This is a genomic window from Nonomuraea thailandensis (assembly GCF_024172165.1).
GTDB lineage: Bacteria > Actinomycetota > Actinomycetes > Streptosporangiales > Streptosporangiaceae > Nonomuraea > Nonomuraea thailandensis.
The window spans coordinates 6,889,867-6,913,057 of the sequence record NZ_JAMZEB010000002.1; the positions used below are offsets into that span (position 1 = coordinate 6,889,867).

The 23,191-nt window shown below is 73.4% G+C and carries 14 protein-coding genes; 13 read left to right on the plus strand and 1 reads right to left on the minus strand.

Annotated elements, in window-relative coordinates; genetic code table 11:
• The first annotated feature begins 65 nt into the window (after positions 1-65).
• From HD597_RS35565 to HD597_RS35620, 12 genes are all read left to right on the plus strand, one after another.
• Positions 66-1,646, plus strand: coding sequence for an SDR family NAD(P)-dependent oxidoreductase (locus HD597_RS35565; protein ID WP_253747836.1), 1,581 nt, complete (start codon positions 66-68; stop codon positions 1,644-1,646).
• Complete coding sequence (locus HD597_RS35570) at positions 1,640-2,788, plus strand: leucine-rich repeat domain-containing protein (RefSeq protein WP_253747838.1); 1,149 nt, start codon at positions 1,640-1,642, stop codon at positions 2,786-2,788. The genes HD597_RS35565 and HD597_RS35570 overlap by 7 nt, the downstream gene beginning before the upstream one ends.
• 521 nt (positions 2,789-3,309) lie before the next feature.
• Entirely contained in the window at positions 3,310-4,257 is a 948-nt protein-coding gene (locus HD597_RS35575; RefSeq protein ID WP_253747840.1) for a pectate lyase family protein, read from the plus strand.
• Positions 4,258-4,364: 107 nt separating this feature from the next.
• The gene (locus tag HD597_RS35580; protein WP_276083103.1) at positions 4,365-5,066 is read left to right on the plus strand and encodes a TetR/AcrR family transcriptional regulator; all 702 of its coding nucleotides are present in this window, start codon (positions 4,365-4,367) and stop codon (positions 5,064-5,066) included.
• A 120-nt stretch (positions 5,067-5,186) separates the two neighbouring features.
• Entirely contained in the window at positions 5,187-6,809 is a 1,623-nt protein-coding gene (locus HD597_RS35585; RefSeq protein WP_253747844.1) for a glycosyltransferase family 2 protein, read from the plus strand.
• A gap of 56 nt (positions 6,810-6,865) precedes the next feature.
• Complete coding sequence (locus HD597_RS35590) at positions 6,866-9,505, plus strand: MGH1-like glycoside hydrolase domain-containing protein (protein ID WP_253747847.1); 2,640 nt, start codon at positions 6,866-6,868, stop codon at positions 9,503-9,505.
• Between the two features lie 317 nt (positions 9,506-9,822).
• A complete protein-coding gene (locus tag HD597_RS35595) occupies positions 9,823-12,000 on the plus strand; it encodes a vWA domain-containing protein (protein ID WP_253747849.1) in 2,178 nt (725 codons plus the stop codon).
• A gap of 7 nt (positions 12,001-12,007) precedes the next feature.
• Positions 12,008-15,121: a tubulin-like doman-containing protein gene (locus HD597_RS35600; protein WP_253747851.1), complete on the plus strand. Its 3,114-nt coding sequence runs from the start codon at positions 12,008-12,010 to the stop codon at positions 15,119-15,121.
• Between the two features lie 2 nt (positions 15,122-15,123).
• A complete protein-coding gene (locus HD597_RS35605; RefSeq protein ID WP_253747852.1) occupies positions 15,124-16,959 on the plus strand; it encodes a hypothetical protein in 1,836 nt (611 codons plus the stop codon).
• Complete coding sequence (locus HD597_RS35610) at positions 16,949-17,935, plus strand: protein kinase family protein (protein WP_253747854.1); 987 nt, start codon at positions 16,949-16,951, stop codon at positions 17,933-17,935. Before HD597_RS35605 ends, HD597_RS35610 begins: the two co-directional genes overlap by 11 nt.
• Positions 17,932-18,936, plus strand: a complete 1,005-nt coding sequence (locus tag HD597_RS35615) for a hypothetical protein (protein ID WP_253747856.1) — start codon at positions 17,932-17,934, stop codon at positions 18,934-18,936. Before HD597_RS35610 ends, HD597_RS35615 begins: the two co-directional genes overlap by 4 nt.
• Entirely contained in the window at positions 18,936-20,534 is a 1,599-nt protein-coding gene (locus HD597_RS35620) for a hypothetical protein (RefSeq protein WP_253747858.1), read from the plus strand. Before HD597_RS35615 ends, HD597_RS35620 begins: the two co-directional genes overlap by 1 nt.
• On the opposite strand, the gene HD597_RS35625 is transcribed toward HD597_RS35620, so the two are convergent.
• Positions 20,531-21,718 (minus strand): aminotransferase class I/II-fold pyridoxal phosphate-dependent enzyme, encoded by a 1,188-nt coding sequence (locus HD597_RS35625; RefSeq protein WP_253747860.1) that lies wholly within the window; start codon positions 21,716-21,718, stop codon positions 20,531-20,533. The genes HD597_RS35620 and HD597_RS35625 overlap by 4 nt on opposite strands.
• Before the next feature lie 113 nt (positions 21,719-21,831).
• On the opposite strand from HD597_RS35625, the gene HD597_RS35630 reads away from it, so the two are divergent.
• A complete protein-coding gene (locus HD597_RS35630) occupies positions 21,832-23,007 on the plus strand; it encodes an acyl-CoA dehydrogenase family protein (protein ID WP_253747862.1) in 1,176 nt (391 codons plus the stop codon).
• Positions 23,008-23,191 lie beyond the last annotated feature (184 nt).

Consider the following 23,191-nt stretch of genomic DNA (forward strand, 5'->3'; position numbering starts at 1 on the left):
AATGCTGGAGGATGCCGGTTCGAGTCCGGTCGGGTCCACAGCCGGGGCGGGGGTGAGGAGCGGCGATGGAGGCGGAGCAGGTGGAGTCGTGCCTGCGGCTCCTCGGGCTGGCCAAGCGGTTACCGGCCGACCATCCCGACCGCCGCAGGATCGAGCACGCGGCCACCGGGCTGATCAGGGACGGACGGCACGAGCGCCGCGCCGCCGCCCGCGCGCAGGCCACACGCCTGGACGGCGAACTGCTGGCGGCGACCGCCATGGGCGCCGCCGACCGCCGGATGGACGTCCCGCTCCCGACACCCGCGCCCACCGCCGCGGCCTCGACCCCCGCGCCCACCGCCGCGGCCTCGGCCCCAGTGCCCACCGCCGGGCCGGGGACGAACGCCCCCGCTGCCGGCTTCCTGCCGGGCAGCCTGCGCCGGCCTCGCCACTGCTACGTGTGCCAGCGGCTCTTCAGCCGGGTGCACCACTTCTACCACCGGCTCTGCCCGGACTGCGCGGTGGACAACCTCGCCCGGCGGGCGGCCCGTACGGACCTGGCGGGGCGCAGGGTGCTGCTGACCGGCGGGCGGGTCAAGATCGGGCACGAGCTGGCGCTGATGATGTTGCGGGACGGCGCCGAGGTCATGGTGACCACCCGCTTCCCCGCCGACGCCGCGCGCCGGTTCGGGGCCGCGCCGGACGCCGGGCGGTGGTGGGGACGGCTCAGCGTGGCCACGCTCGACCTGCGGGATCCGCGGCAGGTGGTGGCGCTCACCGACCGGCTGCTCGCGGACGGGGCTTCCCTCGACATCCTCGTCAACAACGCCGCCCAGACCCTGCTGCGGCCCGCCTTCTCGTACGTGTTGCTGGCCGCCGGCGAGGCGTCGCCGCACGACGCCGCCCTGCCGGTCTGGCGGGCGCCCGGGTTCGTCCCGCCCGGCACCGGCGTCCTCCGCTCGGCACTGCACACCGCTCCCGGCGCGGACGCCCACGAGCCCCCGCACGGGCATGCGCGAACGCGGGAACACGCAGACCCGCACGGGACCCTTGCCCCTACGGAGCTTCCCGGCGCGGACGGCCCCCTCCCCGACACGGCCGGGCTGCTCCCGGACGTGGCCGGCTTGCTCCCCGGCAAGGCCGGCCTGTTCCCGGACGTGGCCGGGCTGCTCCCCGACCCCTCCGCCGCCAACTCCTGGTCGGCCCGGCTGGGCGGGGTGGAGCCGGTGGACCTGCTGGAGGCGCAGCTCGTCAACGCGGTCGCCCCGTTCCTGCTGGCCGACCGTCTCCTTCCGCTGATGCTCGCCTCCCCGCACCCCCGCCGCTACGTCGTCAACGTCTCCGCCGTGGAGGGCCAGTTCGCCGCCGCGTACAAGACCGGCGGCCACCCGCACACCAACATGGCCAAGGCGGCGCTCAACATGCTCACCAGGACCAGCGCCGGCGAGCTCGCGGCGCGGCACGTCTACATGTGCAGCGTGGACACGGGCTGGATCACCGACGAGAAGCCGCTGCCGGAGCGCGACCGGCACGCGAGGACGGGCTGGCGCACGCCCCTCGACGTGGTGGACGGTGCCGCCCGCGTGTACGACCCGATCGTGCGAGGGGAGGCGGGCGATCCCGTGCACGGCGTTCTGCTCAAGGACTACCGGGAGGTGCCGTGGTGACGGAATGGGCGGGCATCGGTCCCGTCGTCCCGCGCCCCGTGGACGAGCTCGCGCCCCTGCTGGCGTGGCTGCGCACCGGCCGCCAGGTCGGGGAGCGCACCGACTTCCCCTCGGGCACGGCCATGCCTGACGGCCGGCTCGACCTGTGCAAGCAGGCGCTGGGCCCGGACGGCGCGCGGGCGGTCGTGTCCGCCCTGCGCCCGCACGGCCCCGTCCGGCACCTGCTGCTCGGCACGGACGGGCTCGGCGACGCGGGCGCGGCCGACGCCACGGAGGGCGCCATCGGCGCCGGGGTGGAGACCGTGTACCTGGGCTGCAACGGCATCGGCGCGGCGGGCGCCTGCCGGATCGCCGACCAGCTCATCGCCTCGCCCGGAGTCGTACGGGGCCTGTGGCTCAAGCGCAACCCGCTCGGCGGGGAGGGCGGCCGGGTGGCCGGCCGGCTGATGTCCCAGGGCACCGGCCTGGCCACGCTCGACCTGGTGCAGACCGGCCTCGACGCGGCGGCGGCCCTGGCGGACGGGGTGGAGTCGGCGGCGGCACGCGGCGACCGCATCGGCCGGCTCTACCTCGGCGGCAACCCCCTCGGCGCGGAGCAGGCGGCGCGCATCGTCCGTACCGGGGCGGTGGACGAGCTCTACGTGTCGGCGGCCGGCCTGGGCGACGCCGGGGCCCGCCTCCTCGCGCGGGCGCTGCGCGCGGCGCCGCCCGGGCTCACCCACCTGTCGCTGGCCGGCAACGGCATCGGCCCGCAGCCGCTGGTGGAGCTGGTCGCCGCCGCCGTGGCGGCCGGCGTCACCCTGCTCGACCTCGGCCGGGTACGCGCCGCGGGAGCGCTCGGCGCGCCCGGCAACCGTCTCGACGAACCCGCCACGTCGGCCATCGCGAACCTCCTGTCCTCCACCCCCCATCGCCTCGCCCACCTGATCCTCCGCGACACGGGCGTCACCAGCAGGGGCGCGCTCGCGCTGGTCGCGGGCGCCCGCAGGGCCGTCTCTCCCACCCGGTACGCGCTCGGCCCGGGCATCGCCTCCCGCGCCAAGCGCGAGCTCGCCGAGCTGGCGAAGGCGGTGCCGCCCCTGTCATCGCATCCGGACGTGGCGGCCATCGCCAGCGTGCACCGGACCCGCCGCCCGCGCTGACCGCCGCCTGGGATCGATCTCCGGACATCTCATGAACCGAGACACGACAGAGCACGGGGTGCTGCCGGTGGAGCCCGGCGAGCCGGGAGCGTGCACTCGCCACCCTCGCCATCACCCCGATGGTGATCTCCCCCGCCCTGCCCGACCTGGTGGGATTCCCTTCCGCACGAGGCGGCGCTGGCCCTGCCCGGCCGCGCGGGCGCGAGCGGCGCGGACCGAACCGGCGGGCTGCTCCTGCTCACCGCGTGGACGGTCCTGTCCCTCGGATCGGCCTGGACGATCCTCGCCGGACGTGACAGCCAGGCCCCGACATGAAAGTTTCACAACCGTCAATCCGGCTTGTTATGCCCTGACCGGCCACGACGCCGATCGCGCCCAAAAGGATCCCCGGCCCTTCATTGACGACCGGAAAGCGCTTTCCTAGTGTCACTGTCGTTCACTACCATGCCTGCCATTCACATACGTGGACGGCAGGCACAGACAGCACCTACAGACAACCCGCAGTAGGTAGGAGCACACTCATGCGCACATCACGACGTGTCCTGATCCTCCTCACCAGCGTGGCCGCCGCGGCCGCCGGACTGACGGCGGCGGCCTCGGCGCCGGCCGCGGCCGACACCCCGCTGGTCGGCTGGGCCACGCAGGGCGGCGGCACCACCGGCGGCGGCAGCGTGCCGGCCACGACCGTCTCCTCTGCCTCCGCCCTGACGAGTGCCCTGTCGTCCGGCTCCGCCGCCGTGATCAGGGTCTCCGGCACGATCTCCTGCTCCGGCATGCTCCGCGTCACCTCGAACAAGACCGTCATCGGCAACTCGGGCGCGACCATCTCCGGGTGCGGCTTCAACGTGTCGCAGGCGTCGAACGTCATCATCCGCAACCTCAACTTCAGGAACTGGGGCGACGACGGCATCAACGTCCAGTACTCGACCCGCGTCTACATCGACCACAACTCCTTCAGCAACGGCGGCGACGGCGCCCTGGACATCAAGCGCTCCAGCGACTACATCACGGTGTCCTGGAACCGGTTCTTCGACCACGACAAGACCATGCTGCTGGGCCACAGCGACAGCAACGCCTCCGAGGACCGGGGCCGCCTGCGCGTGACGTACCACCACAACTGGTTCGACGGCACCAACCAGCGTCACCCGCGCGTCCGCTTCGGCAACCCGGTGCACGTCTTCAACAACTACTACGGCAGCGTCGGCAGCTACGGCGTCGCCTCCACCCAGGAGGCCGGCGTGCTCGTCGAGGGCAACTACTTCGAGAACACCGACGACCCGTTCCACCTGGGCGAGGGCAGCTCCCCCGCCGGCAGCCTGGTGGCCCGCAACAACCACTTCGTCAACTCCGGCAGCGGCCAGAGCGGCGGCAGCGTCCGGTCGATCCCGTACTCGTACTCGCTCGACAGCGCCTCCAGCGTCAAGTCGATCGTGACGGCGGGCGCCGGTGCGGGCCGCATCTCCATCTGACCGCCCCGGGCCGTGAGCGCGGCCGGCCTCCCGCGCTCACGGCCGTCACCTCGCCGCGAGGCCCTGATCGCGGGCGGGCCGGAGCGGCTCCCCGTACGGTGGTGAGCATGTCGTCCACCGAAACCGTGCGCGCGGGGTCCGGCAGGGCCGGGAAGCGGCGAACGCCCGGCAGGGCCGGGCGGGCCCACGACACCCGTGAGGCGATCCTCGACGCCGCCGAGCGGCTCTTCGCCGAGCGCGGGGTGGGCGAGGTCTCCAACCGGCAGATCGGCCAGGCGGCCGGTCAGGCGAACAACTTCGCCGTCGGCTACCACTTCGGCACCAAGGCCGACCTGGTGCGGGCGATCGTGCGCCGCCACACCGCCGTGACGGAGGAGCTCCGCGTGCGCATGCTCGCGCGGATCGCCGAGCCGGGCGACCTGCGCGCGTGGATCTCCTGCCTGGTACGCCCCGCCACCCGCCAGCTCGACGCCCTGGGCGTGCCGAGCTGGCGGGCCCGCTGCCTGGCGCAGTTCGACACCGTGCCCGCCCTGCGCCGGATCGTCGTGGAGGAGTCGGTGGCGACGCCGTCGATGGGGCGCGTCCTGGAAGGCATGTTCCGGCTGCTGCCCGGCCTGCCGCAGGAGGTGCGCGAGGAGCGCGGCGACATGAGCCGCCTGCTGGTGGTGCACACGCTGGCCGAGCGCGAGCGGGCCCTGCACGCGGGAGAGCGGGCGGGCACGGGCTGGGAGGCCACCGCCGCGGGCCTCGTCGACGCGCTGGCGGGCCTGTGGCCGGCCCCCGTCACCACCAGGCCCCTTCCTGGGTGACGGCTGTCAAGTCTGAGCTGCGGAAATGTCGATTTCCGAGTGAGGGCACAGCTTTCTCCCAGGTAGCGAGCCTAAGGTGAGCCTCCTCACCGATCCGGCCGATCTCCAGGAGGCGCCAGCATGTCCGTCGAGCGGGTGCGCGGCAACGACTACCGCGTGCTGCGACCGCCCGAGCGCCGCACGCCCGAGCTGCGGGTCAGCGTGATCGTCCCGGCCTACGGGGCCCAGGACAAGCTGGATCTGGTGTTGCAGGGGCTGGCGCGGCAGACGTACCCGCCGGAGCTGACCGAGATCATCGTCGTGGACAACGGCAGCTCGCCGCCGCTGCGGCTGCCGGAGGGCACGGCCGCGCGGCTGGTCCGGTGCGAGCGGCCCGGACGGGCCGCCGCCCGCAACGCCGGGCTGGCCGAGGCGACCGGCGACGTCATCCACTGGCTGGACTCCGACGTGGTGCTCACGCCCGGCGCCGTCGAGGCGCACATGCGCTGGCACCACACCGCGCCCTACCTGTCCGTCACCGGCTACCTCCGCTTCACCCGCGCCCCGCTGCCCGCCGTCCTGCCGGACGACCTGGAGGCGGCGTTCGAGCCGGCCGAGCCGCACGCCTGGCTGGCCGGCCTGGTGGAGCGTACGGACGGGCTCACGAACAACCCGGTGCGGCCGTTCAGCCTGCACGTCGGCGGCGCCACCTCCGTCAGCGCCCGCCTGATCGAGGCCGCGGGCCCCATGGACGACGACCTGATCGTCGGACAGGACACCGAGCTGGGATACCGGCTCTACCAGGCGGGGGCGGTGTTCGTGCCCGAGCCGCGGGCCCGCGCCTACCACCTGGGCCCGACCATGCGCATGCGCGACCAGCAGCGCATCGACCGGGTCAGCCACGCCTTCGTCGCCGACCGCATCCCCGCCTACCAGTGGCTGCGCACCCATCCCGCCAGGCGCTGGAAGGTGCCGAACGTGACCGCCGTCCTGGACGGCACCGCCGGCTACGAGGCCGTGCGCGCCGGCGTGGACGCGCTGCTCGCCTCGACCGTGACGGACCTGTCCGTCGTGCTGGTCGGCCCCTGGGACACCCTCGACCGCGACCGCCGCGCCCCGCTCCAGGACCCGAAGCTGGACCTGGTGCTGGTACACGGCCACTACGAGCACGAGAGCCGGGTGCTGCTGGCGACCGAGGAGGAGGTGCATCCGTCCGTCCCGTTCGTGCTGCGCCTGCCGGCGGGCTGGGTGCCGGGCGAGGACAGCCTGGCCAGGCTGCTGGCCCTGGCCCGCGCCGAGGGGCTGGGCCTGATCCAGGTGCTGCTGGCGGAGGCGCCCGGCGGGACGGTCACGGCCAGGCTCGAACGCGCGTCCGCCCTGGCCCGCGCCCGCCTCGTCGCCCGCCCCGGCGAGCCGCTCGACGACGCCGTGGACGACGTGTCGGGGGTCCGGTGGGTCGTCGGGGAGGAGTACGGGTTCAGCGACGAGCCGCAGGAGATCGCCGGGCGGCGCGCCGCGTACCGGGCCAGGATCCAGGCCGAGGCGCAGGCGGCCCGGCTGGCCGGTGAGGCCGAGCGGCTGCGCGCCCAGGTCGCGAAGTGGCGGGAGGAGGCGGCCCGCTGGCGTAGGAGCACCGTGGAGCTGCGGCGCGAGGTCGGCACGCTGCGCCGCCAGCTCCACGTGGCCCAGCGGGGGGACGACGGGGTGCGCGCCGTCCTGGCCCGCCGGATGAGGCGGGTGCTGACCAAGCGGGTACGCGGCTGACAAACCTCACTTCCCGGGGAGGAGGCAGCGGGCGGGCGACGGAGGATGCTGCGCCCATGGATGCCGAACGAGAACGACTGGCGCGCTCGGCCGCTCCCGACGCCCCGTGGCGCCGGTGGGGGCCGTACCTGAGCGAGCGGCAGTGGGGCACGGTGCGCGAGGACTACAGCGCGACCGGCGACGCGTGGAACCACTTCCCCCACGACCACGCCCGCTCCCGCGCCTACCGGTGGGGCGAGGACGGGCTCGGCGGCGTCAGCGACGACAAGCAGCGGCTCTGCCTGTCGATGGCGCTGTGGAACGGCAGGGACCCGATCCTGAAGGAGCGGCCGTTCGGGCTGACGAACGGCGAGGGCAACCACGGCGAGGACGTCAAGGAGTACTACTTCTACCTCGACAGCACGCCCACCCACTCCTACCTGCGCTACCTCTACAAGTACCCGCAGGCCGCCTTCCCCTACGACGACCTGGTCACCACGAACGCGGCCAGGGACGCGCGCGCCTTCGAGTACGAGCTGCTCGACACGGGCGTCTTCGAGGGCGGCCGGTACTTCGACGTGTTCGCCGAGTACGCCAAGGCCGCTCCCGACGACCTGCTCATGCTCGTCACCGTGGCCAACCGGGGCCCCGAGGCGGCCACCGTGCACGTGCTGCCGACGCTGTGGTTCCGCAACACCTGGTCGTGGGGCGCCGGCGCGGCCAGGCCGGCGCTGCGGGCCGTGGAGCCGGGGGTGATCGAGGCCGAGCATCCCGGGCTGGGGACGTACCGGCTGTACTGCGCGGCGGACGTGCCGCTGCTGTTCACCGAGAACGAGACGAACCACGAGCGCCTGTCCGGCGGCAGGAACGCCTCCCCGTACGTCAAGGACGGCATCGGCCGCCACGTCGTGCGCGGGGAGAGCGGGGCGGTGAACCCGGAGATGGCGGGCACCAAGGCCGCCGCGCACCACACGCTGACCGTGCCGGCGGGCGGCGAGGTGACCGTCCGGGTCCGGCTGGCCGCCGGCGACGTGGGCCCCGACCCGCTCGGGCCCGGTTTCGACGAGGTGCTGCGGCGGCGCAGGGCCGAGGCGGACGACTTCTACGCCGCGCTCGCCCCGCCGGACCTCGGCCGGGACGGGACGCTGGTGCTCCGGCAGGCGCTGTCGGGCCTGCTGTGGAGCAAGCAGTACTACTACTTCGACGTGGAGACCTGGCTGGCCGAGCACGGCGCCGACCCGTGGACCCGCACCGGGCAGCGCAACCACGGCTGGTTCGACATGACCGCCGACGACGTGCTCCTCATGCCGGACACGTGGGAGTACCCGTGGTTCGCCGCGTGGGACCTGGCCTTCCACGCGGTCGCGCTGTCGGTGGTGGACCTGGACCTGGCCAAGCACCAGATCGAGGTGCTGCTGAGCGAGCGGTACCTGCACGCCAACGGCCAGGTGCCCGCGTACGAGTGGGCGTTCGGCGACGTCAACCCGCCCGTGCAGGCGTGGGCGGCGCGCTTCGTCGACAGCCTCGACAGACGGCTCCACGGCGGCGGCGACCTGGACTTCGTCGAGCGGGTCTTCCAGAAGCTGCTGGTGAACCACACCTGGTGGGTCAACCGCAAGGACCCCGACGGGCGCAACGTCTTCCAGGGCGGCTTCCTCGGCCTGGACAACATCGGCGTCTTCGACCGCAGCGCCGCGCTGCCGACCGGCGGCACGCTCGACCAGGCCGACGGCACGGCGTGGATGGCGTTCTACACGCAGACGATGGTGCAGATGGCCGCGGAGCTGTCGGACCGGGCGCCCGCGTACGAGGATCTGGCCGTGCGCTTCGCCCAGGCCTTCCTGCGCATCTCCGCCTCGACCGACCGGGTCGGCGACCTGAAGGAGGAGATGTGGGACGAGACCGACGGGTTCTTCTACGACGTGCTGCGGCTGCCGTACGGCGAGGCCACCCGGCTCAAGGTGCGCTCGCTGGTCGGCCTGCTGCCGCTCTGCGCGACCACGGTCTTCACGCCGCGCGCCGATGAGTCGCAGGCCCGGCTGTTCAACCGGGTCAGGGAGTTCGCGAGCCGGCATCCCGACCTGGCGGAGGGCATGTCGGCGGCCGATCGGCCCGGCGTGGCGGGCCGCCGCATGTTGTCGCTGCTGGACGAGCGGAAGCTGCGGCGGCTGCTGGCGCGCATGCTCGACGAGGACGAGTTCCTCGGCCCGTACGGGATCCGGTCGTTGTCGCGGCACCACGCCGAGCATCCGTACACGTTCCACGTGCAGGGGCGCGAGTACAAGGTGGCGTACCTGCCGGCCGAGTCCGACAGCCGCATGTTCGGCGGCAACTCCAACTGGCGGGGGCCGGTCTGGTTCCCGGTCAACGTGCTGCTCATCCGGGCGCTGCTGCACCTGTACGCCTTCTACGGCGACGACTTCACCGTGGAGTGCCCGACGGGCTCGGGCCACCGGATGACGCTGTTCGAGGTGAGCAAGGAGATCTCGGACCGGCTCGTCCGCACGTTCCTGCGCGGCCGGGACGGGCGGCGGCCGGTGTACGGCGGGCAGCGCGTCTTCCAGGAGGACCCGCACTGGCGGGACCTGATCCAGTTCCACGAGTACTTCCACGGCGACGACGGCGCGGGGCTGGGCGCGGCGCACCAGACGGGGTGGACGTCGCTGGTGGCCGTCCTCATGATCGTCTACGGCCGGCTGTCCGCCACCGACTTCTAGCCGGATCCTTTTCCTCCGCCCCGGCCCAAAACCGGGGCGGATGCCATTATTGACGGATAAATGCACATAAACCGTATTTACTGAACTCTTGACTCACCAGCCCCACGCTCGTGACCTTCCTCATAGAATTCCGGTATGCGGGGTAGACATCGGCGATTACGGACATGCACAATCCGACAGACGTCGTGACCAAAAGTGGGGCTGAAACTTCTCGGGGCTTCTCTCCGTTCTGCGGATAAGAAAAACGGCAACTGCGAGGAAATGTGCTCGTCACTTCATCCCTCAGGTTTCTTTTCGCGCTGACCGTGACCACAGCCGTGACCACAGCCGTGGCGCTCCACCCGACGGCAGCGCAGGCCGCACCGCCTTCCGACGTCAAGCCCGTCCGCGTCGTCATCCTGGTCGACGAGTCGGGCAGCCTCAAGGACCAGGACGTCACGCGCGAGCGGGCCGCCGCCCAGCTCATCGCGCTGAGCGAGCTCTCGGAGCAGTCGCAGGTGGCCGTGGTGGGCTTCGGCAGCTCCAACGGCCCCGGCCAGTCCGCGGTCGACATCGTGTGCCCGCTGACCGGGGTGCAGACCGCGCAGGACCGCGAGTCGCTGAGCCGGTGCGTGGAGAAGCTGCGCCTGCGCACCGCGGAAGAGGGCAACGACACCGACCACGCCGCCGCCCTGGAGCAGGCGCTGGACATCATGGGCAGGCCCGACGACCAGCAGCGCGCCAAGATCGTGTTCCTGCTGACCGACGGCGTGCTCGACGTGCGCAACAGCCCCCAGTACGGCGCCGACGCCCAGGCCCGCAACGCCAACGCCCAGGCGCAGATCACCCGCAGCCTCGCCGACGCCGAGCGGGGGCAGGTGCAGATCTGGCCGCTCGGCTTCGGCGCCGCCGACAAGTCCGCGCTCGACGCCTTCGCGGCGGGCGGCTGGGTCCAGCCCTGTGGCGACCAGCAGACCTCCACCCCGAAGGCCCGCGTCGTGGCCACCTCGGCCGACGTGGAGCGCTCGCTGCTGGAGGCGTTCGCCTACGCCAGGTGCGCCGGCATCGAGAAGTCCGTGACCGACTCGCTCGACGCGGGCGCCACCGTCGACCTGAACGTCAACATCCCGATCATCGCCACCGACGGCTCGATCGTGGTGGTCAAGCGCGACAAGCGCATCCAGGTCACCTACTTCGACCCCGAGGGCACGCAGGTGCCCAAGCAGGGCGAGCTGAAGGAGTCCACCTTCCAGGCCGCCGGCGAGGCCGGCCCGGTGGAGTCTCTACGCATCCGCAACCCGCTGCCCGGCCAGTGGCGCATCCGGCTCGAGTCGCCGCCCGGCGTGAGCCGCCAGGAGGTCAGCGCCACCGTCGTCTGGCAGGGCGCGCTGCGCGCCTCGATCTCGCTGAGCAACCCCCGGCCGCGCCCCGGCGAGCAGGTGAACGTGCGGCTGCGCCTGCAGACCAGGACGGGCACCATCACCGACCCGGCGGCGCTGGAGGGCCTGCGCTTCAGCGCGCGGATGTCCGGCGAGGGCTTCCAGGAGGTCCCCGTCGAGCTCGGCGACACGGGCGAGGGGGCCGACCGGGCTCGGAGCGACGGCGAGTACTCCGGCCAGATCGTCATCCCGGCCACGGCCACCGGCGCGCTGTCGTTCGTCGGCAAGGTGAGCGGGCCCGGCGTGGCCGGCGACGAGCGGCCGTACGCGACCCGCATCGCCGGGCCGGCCGACCGGCTGCGCGCCCAGGTCGAGCTCGGCTCGGCCACCGTCGAGCCCGGCGGCACGCTCGCCGGCACCGTCCGCGTCACCAACGAGGCCGAGCCCGTGCAGCTCGGCCTGCGGCTCGTGGACGTGCCCGGCACCGTCGGCCTGTCCGCCCAGCAGGTGCAGGCGCCCACGGGCAGCTCCGAGCAGGGCTTCGAGCTGCGCGTCAGCGCCGACGCCGGCGAGGGCACGGTGAGCGGCGTGCTCCAGGTGCTCGACCCGGCCGGGCAGGTCGTGGCCGAGGAGTTCGTGGACGTGGACGTGCGGCCGCCGACACCGCTGTGGCAGCGGGCGCTGCAGGCCCTGCTGATCCTCCTCGCGATCCTGGCGGTGGCGCTGCCGTTCCTGCTGGCCAGGCGGCGGGCGCGGCGCCGGGCGGCCGATCCGAGCGAGCTGACCCTGCACCTGTTCGACCGGCCGGGCGAGCCGTACATCAGCCGGCTCCAGGCGCCGCTGGGCGAGGGCCCCGAGTTCATGTTCGAGGTCAGCGACGGCCGGCTGGTGCGCACGTACGGGACGGGCTACGCCGTACGCCGGGGCCAGGGCCGCACCGTGCTGGTCCGCGACCCGTCGGGCCGGGAGCTCGACCCGCTCCTGCCCGGTCAGCCGATCGCCCTGCCGAACGGCATGTACCTCGGCGTGGACGACGGCAGGGCCAGGGGCGGCGGCGCCGAGCAGCCCGCCTACGGCTCCGCCGAGCCTTACCGGAGCAGGACCCACCGACCGATGCCAGGCGACGACCTGTTGTGAGGGATGCATGAGGATCTTCGATCCGATGATGTTCGTGGGGCTCGGCGGCACCGGCTGCCGGGTCGGGGTGGAGCTGGAGCGCTGGCTGCGTGACGAGCTGTGCGGTCCTGACGGCATGGATCTGATCAGGAGCTTCAGCTGGCAGAACTACCAGCCCTACGAGCTGCCCTCCTGCCTGCAGTTCGTCTACGTGGACCTCAACGAGGACGAGCTGAACCGCACCCGCCGACGGGTGGTGCCGACCGAGCGGGAGCTGCCCGCGGCGGGCCGTACGGCGCACCTGATCCACGACGTGGTGCCCAAGTTCGACTCCTACCCGGAGGTGGCCCGCAGCCTGCGGGCCACGCTGGGCGACCACGTCAAGGACTGGCTGCCGCCGCGCGAGCAGGAGCCTCTGGTCGCGCCGCTGATGCGGGGCGCCGGGCAGCTCCCGACCGTGGCCCGGGCGGCACTGTTCGAGCGCATGCGCCACGGCACCGGGCCGGTGGTGCAGGGCGTCGAGGACGCCATCGGCGCGATCAGCAACTCCGGCAGCGAGCTGGCCGCGCTGGGCGGCCGGCTGCGGCGCACCTGCGACGTGTTCGTGGCCTACTCGGTGGCGGGCGGCACCGGCAGCGGCATCTTCTACGACTACCTGCACCTGATCGGCGACGCCTTCGCCCGCAACCACATCAGGGCCCGCATCCACCCGCTGGTCGTCATGCCGTCGGCGTTCGCCGAGGGCAAGGGCGGCGGGCGGCGGGCGCGGCTGAACGCCGGGGCGAGCCTGCTCGACCTGTTCCGGCTGGTCGACGACCAGAACGCGCCGCACGCGGGCACGCAGGTGGACGAGCAGGGCATCGTCGGCGAGCTCGGCGTGCGTTACCCGGTCCGGGGTGAGGTGCGCCTGGCCACCGGCACGGTGCAGACCGCGTTCCTGTTCACCATGCCGCCCGGCGTCGAGCGCGACGACCTGCACCGCTCGATCGCCTCGCTGATCGTCTCCCTGGCCGGCACCCGGCCGAGCGGCGGTGGTGAGGCCGCCGGCGGCATGGAGGACCGCGGCGAGTCCACCTTCGCCGACGACTTCATCAACCGGGCCGTGGAGCGCGAGGTCCCGGCCGCCTCCGGGATCGGCAACCGGGGCGTGTCCACGGCGTTCGTCTCCTCGATGACCGTGCCGGTGGAGGAGCTGGCCGACCTGGTCAGCTCGCGGCTGCTGGCCCGCGCGGTGACGCGGCTCTCGGCCGCGCCGCCGGGCTCGGCCGAGAGCAACGTGGAGGAGATCCGGCGCCTGTTCACCACCACCAACCTGGAGCCGCTCAACACCCGCGAGCCGCTGCCGCTGCCCGAGGCGCGCACCGCGACCGGCGCGGCGGAGATCCAGAAGTCGCTGGCCAACCGGATGCGCGCGATGGAGGACAATCTGGCCTCGCTGGAGCGGCAGCTCAGCCGCGTCGTGCCGGCCATGGCCAAGGACATGGACGTGCGGCGCGGCGCGATGGAGGGGCTCGGCCACGTCGATCCGTTCCGGCTGCGGCGGGTGGTGACGGGCCTGACCGGCGACGTGCACGAGGCCGACAAGCTGGGCTTCGCCGGGCTGCTCGACCAGCGCAGGGCGCAGCCGCGCAGGACGTACGAGAGCATGACGGAGGCGCCGCCGCAGCCGCGGCCGATGCGCGACCGGTTGTTCCGCAAGGTGCAGTGGAGCGACTCGGAGGTGCAGTCGTCGCTGCACGACCAGGACGCCTGGTACCTGTGGCGCAGCCAGGCGCTGTGGCACCGGGCCTGGGCCGACCAGATGCCGCGCTGGGAGCCGCTGCGCAAGCAGCTCATCCGCGAGGTGCGCGACTTCACCGAGGTGTTCGCCGAGCACGCCGACGCCGACCCCGAGCGGTTCGCGCGCCGCGCCGGCGAGCTGTACGAGACCCGTGTCGGCGTCTACCACCTGCTGCCGCCCGCGGGCGCCGAGTCCTTCTACGACGCGGTCGTGCGCCGCTTCGTGGACGTCTTCGTGGCCCGGCAGCTCCTGCGGCCGACCGACGGCGAGGCCGGCGTGGTCAACGCGCTGATCGGGCCGGAGGGCTGGCGGCACGCCTACGACGTGGCCTGGCGCACGGGCAAGCCGGCCGACGCGCTGGCCTGGGTGCGCGAGCGGCTCAAGCTGGAGGTCAAGAAGCTCTTCAAGGATCGCGACGAGGCCGCCGTGCTGGGCGAGCAGCCGCTGCTGCCCTCCCTGGCCGACATCCTCGCCCAGGCCGCGAAGGGCGGCGGCGACGACCCGCACGTGCGGCAGTTCCGGCTCAAGCTGGCCGACCTGGTGCCGGGCGGCTTCACCCCCGACGGCACCGGCGACCTGAAGGTGCTCGTCTCCTACCCCGCCCCGGCCAAGGACCCCGAGCTCGAACGGTTCCTGAAGGAGCGGATCGACCTGCCCGGCGTGCCCGACTTCCGCAACATCGACGCCGACTCGGTGACGGTCGTGCAGGTCCGCACCTCGATGAGCGTCACCCAGGTCCGCGAGCTGCGCGAGGTGCTGCACAGCTGGGCCGACGCCCTGCAGCACGAGCGGCCCCAGGACCACCTGAAGTGGCGCCAGCGGCTCGGCTACGACTTCGGCTACCTGGCCACCACCGAGGAGCACCGGGTCCGCATCCTGCACCGGCTGCTCTGCCTGCTCTGGAACGGACGGGTCAGCGTGGCCGAGGGCGAGCCCCACTCGCCGGCGCGGATCAGGATCGACGTCGAGGGCGGCTCCATGACGCTGCCGCTGACCGGCTACGGCAAGGCGTCCTCGTGGCCGAGCATCCTGCGGGCCTACGAGCAATGGGTGATCGGCGGCGACGAGGAGTTCCGCGGGCTGGTGAGCGAGCAGCTCATGGACGCCCTGCCGAACGGCCTGGCGGGCACGCTCAGCGTCCCCCACCCGCTCTACCGGCAGGTCACCGGCATGGCGGCCGACCAGCTCGGCCTGCTGGAGATCATGATGCCGAAGCTGCCGTCCGGCGCCCGCAACCGGGCCGACCAGCTCGTCGCGTTCTGGGCGAACACCCTGCCCGCCGCGCTGGACCTGCCGTTCGAACGGGTCGCCGAGGCCGTCGCCTACAACCTGCGCGACCTGGACGCGCTCGCCGGGGAGTGAGCATGGTCGTGGTGCTCGACCTCCGCAAGGAGGAGGTGACCAGGCTCGGCCCCCGGGTCCTGGTGGTGACCGACACCGATCGGCTGGCCGCCGGGCAGCAGGTGCTGCAGGAGGTGTTCAGCTCGCGCCTGGTCAGGTCGGTGCTGGTGGTGGCGCTGGGGCCCGAGCCGCGTCTGCCTCCCGCGCTGAACGGCGAGAGCCGCAGGGTGCTGTGGGTGGGCGACCCCTGCGGCATCCTCTGGAACGCCGACACCGGCGAGGCGGCCCACGGGCCGGAGGCCAGCTCGGAGGCCATCCTGATCGACCTGCTGTCCCAGCCCGAGGTGTTCGACCAGGTGGTCGGCGAGCTGGGCGAGATCCCGTACGGCACCGCCTCGCCCGGCTGGCGCATCGTGGCGGGCCGGATCGACCCCGAGGTGCTCGCGCAGGCCTTCACCGACGTGGCGGACCGCTTCGCCGGGCCGGTGCAGCAGGACACGGCGATCTTCGGCTCGCCGCTGGCCAGCGCGCTGCCGGTGCTCAGCGGCACCGCCGACCTGCCCGCCGACCTCCTCGACGCGCTCGTCCCCGACGGCCGGATGGACCGGCTCCACCGGCAGGCCCGCGACCGGCTCGACCGCGCCGCCCGGGCCCTGGACGACCTCGGCTACTTCAGCACCGCCCCGGTCAGGGCGGCGATCGCGGACGAGGTGATCGCCGCCGGACGGGCGCTGGCCGAGTTCCGCGACGCGGTCGCGCGGCTGTTCGCCGAGGTCGACCACGGCGACGAGGACGCTCCGGACGTGCTGGCCGCCGGCGGCGTCAAGTTCGCCACCCCGGCCGGCATGGGGCACGCGGAGATCGTCGCCGAGCTGCGCGCCGACGTGGAGGCGGCCCTGGCCGAGCGCAGGAGCCTGATGCGGCTGGTCTCGCGGCTGCGCGCGCTGGCCGACCAGAGCGCGCCCATCGGCAGCGCCGCCTTCGTCCCCGGCTGCCGGCGCAGGTGCCCCGACGAGCTGCTCAACGAGCTGCACGCGCCCGCCGAGTTCCCCCAGGGGCTGGTGAACCGCTTCGTGCTCTGGCGGCACTCGCGCGACCGGTGGCGCGAGCAGCTCTCCCTCGGCCCGGCCAGGACCGCGCTCGACGAGCTGCGCTCGCTGCTCGAACGGGTCGCCGCCAGCGAGTGGACGCTCGGCCAGGCCCGCATGCACACCTCCGACGCGGCCCGCACGATCGCGGCGGCGCTGGCCGAGATCTGCACGCAGGTGTCGGCCACGCTGTCCGACTGGAGCAGGGCCGAGGCCGGGCAGGCCGCCGCGAGCGAGGCGCTGGACGAGGAGGTCACCGTGCGCCTGCGCGACCGCGGCGGCCAGCTCCGCGAGGTCATCACCGGCGACCTGCTCGACGCGGTGACCGGCTGGCTGGAGCCCGGCTGGCCGGCGCTGGAGCACGGCGACTACCGCGACGTGCAGACCGGCCTGGAGCGGCGGGTCGACGAGACGCTCCGGCAGTACCGCTACCACCTGGCGCACCGGGGCGTGCAGGAGAAGCCCGAGTTCGGCACCGCCGACGCCGGCCGCCAGGAGCTGGTGGACGCGGTGTGGCGGCAGTCGCAGCAGGTCGTGCGGGCCCTGCAGGCCCCGCCCGGCGGGCAGATGTTGCAGCTCTGCGGTGATCGTGACCTGTCGCTGCTGCTGCGGCAGGCGCACGCGGTGCGGTTCGCGCCCAGGGCCGTACGGGGTCAGGGCAACCCGCCCGGAGTCGTGTGGACCCGGTCGGGCCAGTACGCCGGCACCCTTCGCCTGGTGCCGCTGCGACCCGGGACGGTGGAGGAGAACTGGAGTGGTGATGGAGCCTGAGCCCCTGGACTTCGACTCCCCCGAAGGCGACCCGGTGAGCTGGGAGGTCGAGGCCGAGCCGTGGCAGGACCTGTCCGAACGCCGGGTCACCCACCTCGCCTCCGGCACCAAGCTCGTGCAGCGGCGGGTGCCCCGCGCGGAGGGCCGCGACCGCGAGTACCTCTACGACCTGCTGGAGAACGAGGCCCGCATCGGCGCCAGGCTGCTCACCCGGCTGCGCCGCGCCTACCCGCCCGAGCTGCCCCGGCTGATCGGCTACAGCCTCGACGAGGAGGAGCCGTTCGTGCTGCTCTACGACTACCGGGGCGATCCCGTCAGCCGCTACTTCGGCGCGCTGCTGATCAGCGAGCAGCGCACGCTGCAGGCGAGCCTCTTCCGCGCCATCCGCATCCTGTCGGCCTGCGACGTCGTGCACCGGCGCATCGAGCCCTCCACCGTGCGCTGGGACGGCGCCACCGTGCAGCTCACCGACCTCAGCCACGCCACGCTGATCGGCTCCCGCCGGCCGGCGCTCGGCGAGGCGCCCTACGCCTCCCCCGCCCAGCGCTCCGGCAAGGGCCCGGCCTCCACGGCCGACGACCTCTGGGGCGCCGGCATGGTGATCTACCGTACGGTCACCGGCCGCGAGATCGCCGACGTGCCCGACCTGTCGGCCACCCCCGCCCTGCAACCGCTCAAGGACGTCTTCTCCGGCTCGCCCCCGTCGGCGCAGGAGGTGCTGGCCAGGCTGCGCGTGCCCGATCCGATGCAGAGCCTCGCCGTCGAGCGGGACCTCGGGCTGGAGGAGGGCCGCGCCGCCTTCGACCGGGCCCGCGAGGCCAGGCGCGACCCGGCGCCCGCCGCCGAGGAGCACGTCACCCGGATCCAGCCCGTTGCCGAAGAGGAGGAGGGCAGGGCGCTGCCCGGGTGGGCCCGGTGGTTGCCGCTGGCCGTCCTGCTCGTCCTGCTGATCGTCCTCTGGGTGGTGACCCGGTGATCCTCTGCCCCATCTGCCTGCACGAGTTCGCCTGGAGCGAGGACGAGCTCTACGAGCGCACCCCGGCGGGCCAGTACCAGCCGCTCTCCCTGGACCACGTGACCGGGCCCCGGCGGGAGGACCTGCTGCGGGCCGCGCACGTCCGCTGCCCCGCCTCCGTGCCGGACGCCGGCCTCGAACACCACCTGCCCTACACCTACGTGCGCCACGGCCGCCCCCTGGTGATCGGCCTGGTCGGCGGGCCGGAGACGGGCAAGACGCACCTGCTGGCCGCCATGATCGGCGCCATCGAGCAGGGCGGGCTGCGGCCGTACGGGCTGACCACCGACGCGGTGGACATCGAGCGGCACGCCGAGTACGTCAACGCGTACGTGCGACCGCTGCTGGTCGAGCGGGCCGCGCTGAACCGCACCACGCACCGGGCCACCGCCGAGCCCGTGGACGCGCTGCTCGTCAACGACGGCCGGCACACCACCGCGGTGGCCTTCTTCGACATCGCCGGCGAGCTGCTGCGCAGCGCCACCCACGAGGCCACCAGGTTCGTGCCGGCCCTCGGCGGGCTGCTGTTCGTGATCGACGCCGCCACCAGGTCGGCCCGGATGGGCGACGAGTCGTTCCGGGCCGTGCTGGACCGGCTGCCCAAGACCGGCGGGCGGCTGGACATCCCCGCCGCCATCGCGGTCACCAAGAGCGACGCGGTGCGCTTCCAGGCCCCCGTCGACACGTGGCTGTACGCCGAGCCCGACGGGCTGGACCCGGCGGCGGTCCTGCGGGAGAGCCGCGACGTCTACGCCTACCTGCACCGGCGGGGGGCGCAGGCGTGGCTGAGCCCGTACGACAAGTGCCGCAAGTGCACCCTGCACTTCGTCTCGGCGACGGGCGCCGCCGCCACCGAGGGCCGCTACCGGCGGGGCGTGCGGCCCCGGCGCGTGCTCGAACCGCTGATCTCGCTCTTCGCCATGACCGGCGTCCTGCGCGGCTACCCGGAGGTGGGGCTCTGATGGGACGGTACGCCAGCGTCGACTGGATCCAGTTCGAATGGGACGAGCAGCGCACCGGGCTCGGCCCCGGGCGCACCTCGCTGGAGCGGACCGGCGGCTGGTACCACCAGCTCGGGCCGTGGCTCGATCCCGGCCCCGAGCCGGGGGTCAGCCTCTGCCGGCTGCTGGTGGACGGGCGCGTGGTGGTGCTCGCCAGGACGCGGACCGGCGGCGCCGACAGCCGGCGCACCATCCGGGTGCAGGCGTACCTGGGCGGCTCCGCCTCCCAGCCGATGGCCATGCCGAACGTGCGCCAGACCCTCGCCCTGGCCTCCGGCTGGGCCGCGCGGCTGCCCGACGGGGACGAGCCGCTCGACCTGGGCAGGCTGATCAGCTCGTACGACGGCGCGCGGGCCGCGCTCGACCGGGAGTCGCGGGCGGCGGCCCCGGCGCTCGCGCCGATCGTCTCGGAGTGCCTGCGGCGGCCGGGGGCGCCGTTGTCGGTGGCCTCGGGCGGGAATCCGATCGTGCAGCTCTGGGGGCTGGTGGACATCCTGGATCTGGCGCTGGGGCACTATCCGGAGACGTTCTCCACGTACGAGAGCGATGATCTCAAGCAGGGGGCCGAGATCATCTTCCTGCGGCAGTGGCCGGGGCCGTCGTCGCAGAGCTCGTACCGGACGCGGGTGGATCCGCGCTCTCCCGATCAGGGGGATCGGTGTGCCGGGATCGCGGCGATGCTGGTGGAGGCGTACGCGCGGGATCAGCTCGTGGGGCTGGTCAAGCGGCTGCGGATCAGCGACAAGACGCCGCTGGAGGAGCGGTTGCGGCGGCTCGCGTCCGTCACGCGCGACCCGACCGCGCTCGTGGCCCGGCCCGCGGTGGCGGAGCAGGGCGGGGACGAGCTGGTCTGGTCGCCCCAGCCTCCCGCCCGCTCCCAGCCCACCGCACAACCTGCCCCGCAGCCCGCCGCGCAGCCCGCCACACAGCCCACCGCACAGCCCGCCGCGCAACGCGCCGCGCAGGGCCAGCCGCCTTACCAGGCCGCCCCGGCCCCTCCTGCGGCCCCGCCCGCGCACGCGCCGCAGCCCTCGCAGGCGGCGTCCGCGCAGGCGTCCACGCAGGCGTCCGCGCAGGCGTCCCCGGAGGCGGCCGCGCAGGCGGGACAGACCGCCGAGTTGCAGCGGCCACGGGCGGCGGGCCAAGCGGTGCAGGCTCAGGGCACGCCCACCGCCCAGGTGCGGGCGGCGGAAGCGCGTGCCGGGGATGCGGCGGGTGTGCGGCAGTATGCGGAGCAGGACGCGTTCGAGATGCTCTGCACCGACCTGCTCAAGGCCACCTCCGCCAAGGAGGCGACCACCATCCTCCAGGAGATGCGCGCCTGGGCGGCCAGGCGGCAACCGGCCGAGGTGCGCTCGCGCCTGCCCCGCCTGATCCCCGTCCTGGAGCGGCGCCTGCCGGAGGGCCAGATCAACCCGGTCCTGCGCGGCCTGCTCGACCCGGACGCCCACCAACAGCCCCGGCGGCCGTACTGGCTCGACCCCAAGTGGCTGGTCATCGTCGCGATGCTGGCCGTCCTGGTGATCCTCGTGGCCGTGACCCTGTTCCTCCTCGTCTAGGGGATCATGCCGAGCCGGCGGCCCGCGGCGGCGAAGGCGGAGGCGATGCGGTCGAGCTGGGCGTCGGTGTGCAGGGCCGTGGTGCTGACGCGGATCAGCGACTGCCCGTCCGGCACGCCGGGCGGCACCATGGCGGTGGCGAAGACGCCCTCCTCGAACAGCTCCCGCCACAAGCGGCAGCACAGCACGACGTCCCCCACGTGCACGGGGATGATCGTGGTCGGCGAGGCGCCCGTGCCGAACCCCAGCCCCGCCAGGTCGGCGCGGAGCCGGGCGGCGGCGGCCAGCGCGCGGTGGCGGCGCTCCGGCTCGGTCTCGACGATGTCCAGGGCGGCCAGCGCCGCCGCGGTGCTCGACGGCGACAGCGCCGCGGAGAACACCATCGACCGGGCGTGGTGCCGCAGGTAGACCATGATCTGCTCGGGCCCGGCCACGGCGCCACCCGTCGTGCCGAGACATTTGGAGAAGGCCATCGTGTGCAGGTCCACCGCCGGCAACAGCCCGTGGTGCTCGGCGGCCCCGCGGCCGCCGGGCCCGAGCAGGCCGATGTCGTGGGCGCCGTCGAGGACCAGGCGGGCGCCGTGGCGGCGGGCCAGGGCGGCGGTGCCCGGCAGGTCGCAGAGCGTGCCGGTCGTGGAGAACATGCCCTCGGTGACGATCAGCCCGGCCGCGGCGGGGTCGGATCCGGCCAGCAGCCGCTCCAGGTGATCCAGGTCGTTGTGCCGGTAGCGGCGCAGGCGGGCGCGGGAGAGGCGGACCGCGTCGATGAGGGAGGCGTGGATGAGCTGGTCGGCCAGCACGGTGTCGCGCGGCCCGGCCAGGGCGCTGAGCGCGAGGTTGGCCAGGAAGCCCGTCGGCGTCACCATGGCCGCCTCCTGGCCGAGGAACGCGGCGAGCCGGCCCTCCAGCGTCTCGTGCAGCGCGAGCGACCCGTTGACCAGGCGCGATCCGGAGGTGCCCGTGCCCAAGGACCGGATCGCCCGGCAGGCCGCGTCCTTCAGCCGCGGGTCGGCCGACAGGCCGAGGTAGTCGTTGGAGCCGGCCGCCACCAGCACGCGCCCGCCGACGACCACCTCGCCGGTGGCCAGCCGCTCCTCGACCGGCCGGTAGTACGGGTAGGCGCCCAGCTCGGTCACGGGCCGGAAGTCGTCGTGGAGGCGGCATCTGTCGAACGCGTCGAGCATCGGCGTTTCCCTGCCCTTCTCGGAGGCGACATGTGATGCGAAAGTCTGCCGTGACCGGTGTGACCCGTGCCGCTTTTCGTGTCATCGCACCCGCCACGGGTAGCTGTCCCGCCATGTCCGAGCTGCTGACCGGAGACCTGTACGCGTTCGAGAGCCTGCTCGCCGGCGAGGAGCGCGCGACGTTGCTGCGCGTGCGCGAGTTCCTCGCGGAGAAGGTGGTGCCCATCGCGAACGAGTGCTGGGTGCGCGCCGAGTTCCCCGTCGACCTGGTGAAGGAGTACGCCGAGCTGGGCATCGCCGGCCTGGCCTACCCCGAGTGCCCGGGGCCGAAGCCGAGCGGCCTGCTGAGCGGCTTCCTGGCACTGGAGATGGCCCGCGCCGATCCGTCGATGGCGACGTTCTTCGGCGTGCACACCGGCCTGGCCATGGGCAGCATCGCCGCCTGCGGCTCGGCGGAGCAGCGGGAGCGGTGGTTGCCGGGGATGAGCAGGATGGAGCAGATCGGGGCGTTCGCGCTCACCGAGCCGACCGGCGGCTCGGACGTGTCGGGCGGCATGCGGACCACGGCCAGGCGCGAGGGTAACGCGTGGGTGCTGGACGGGGCCAAGCGCTGGATCGGCAACGGCACGTTCGCCGACCTGATCGTGGTCTGGGCCAGGGACGTGGAGGACGAGCACGTCAAGGGGTTCGTGGTGGAGAAGGGCACGCCCGGCTTCACCGCGACGAAGATCGAGAACAAGATGGCGCTGCGCACGGTGCAGAACGCCGACATCACCCTGTCCGGCTGCCGCGTGCCGGAGGAGAACCGGCTGCGGAACGCGGGCTCGTTCCGCGACACGGCCAGGATCCTGCGCAGGACCCGCAGCGGGGTGGCCTGGCAGGCGGTCGGCATCATGCTCGCCGCGTACGAGATCGCGCTGCGCTACGCCAGGGAGCGCGAGCAGTTCGGCCGGCCCATCGCCAAGTTCCAGCTCGTGCAGGACCTCCTGGTCAGGATGCTCGGCAACGCCACCGCCTGCCTGGGCATGGTGGTGCGCCTGGCGCAGCTGCAGGACGAGGACGTCTTCCGCGACGAGCACTCGGCGCTGGCCAAGGCGTACTGCACGAGCCGGATGCGGGAGGTCGTCGGCTGGGCCCGCGAGCTGCTCGCCGGGAACGGGATCATCCTGGACTACGACATCGCCCGGTTCGTCGCCGACGCCGAGGCGATCTACTCCTACGAGGGCACCCGGGAGATCAACACGCTCATCGTCGGCCGGGCGGTGACCGGAATGAGCGCCTTTGTCTGACTACCCACTGTGAGCTCCGCACGATCACGGTCACGAACCGTGTGCTGACAAAGAGTCAACATTACTTTCGGGATGTTTCTTCGCATCCGTACCTTGAAGTCCATCTGCCCCATCGGCATAGTGGACGGACCACAGGCGCACCCGGTCGTGGCGGGCAACCTCGGGGGCGGTAGCCAGGTCACGA

Bases quoted from the DNA above. Each gene is read 5' to 3' on its own strand.
- HD597_RS35590 (WP_253747847.1), top strand. From the start codon at position 6,866: ATGGATGCCGAACGAGAACGACTGGCGCGCTCGGCCGCTCCCGACGCC.
- HD597_RS35600 (WP_253747851.1), top strand. From the start codon at position 12,008: ATGAGGATCTTCGATCCGATGATGTTCGTGGGGCTCGGCGGCACCGGC.
- HD597_RS35620 (WP_253747858.1), top strand. From the start codon at position 18,936: ATGGGACGGTACGCCAGCGTCGACTGGATCCAGTTCGAATGGGACGAG.
- HD597_RS35565 (WP_253747836.1), top strand. From the start codon at position 66: ATGGAGGCGGAGCAGGTGGAGTCGTGCCTGCGGCTCCTCGGGCTGGCC.
- HD597_RS35605 (WP_253747852.1), top strand. From the start codon at position 15,124: ATGGTCGTGGTGCTCGACCTCCGCAAGGAGGAGGTGACCAGGCTCGGC.
- HD597_RS35580 (WP_276083103.1), top strand. From the start codon at position 4,365: ATGTCGTCCACCGAAACCGTGCGCGCGGGGTCCGGCAGGGCCGGGAAG.
- HD597_RS35630 (WP_253747862.1), top strand. From the start codon at position 21,832: ATGTCCGAGCTGCTGACCGGAGACCTGTACGCGTTCGAGAGCCTGCTC.
- HD597_RS35585 (WP_253747844.1), top strand. From the start codon at position 5,187: ATGTCCGTCGAGCGGGTGCGCGGCAACGACTACCGCGTGCTGCGACCG.
- HD597_RS35575 (WP_253747840.1), top strand. From the start codon at position 3,310: ATGCGCACATCACGACGTGTCCTGATCCTCCTCACCAGCGTGGCCGCC.
- HD597_RS35610 (WP_253747854.1), top strand. From the start codon at position 16,949: ATGGAGCCTGAGCCCCTGGACTTCGACTCCCCCGAAGGCGACCCGGTG.
- HD597_RS35625 (WP_253747860.1), bottom strand. From the start codon at position 21,718: ATGCTCGACGCGTTCGACAGATGCCGCCTCCACGACGACTTCCGGCCC.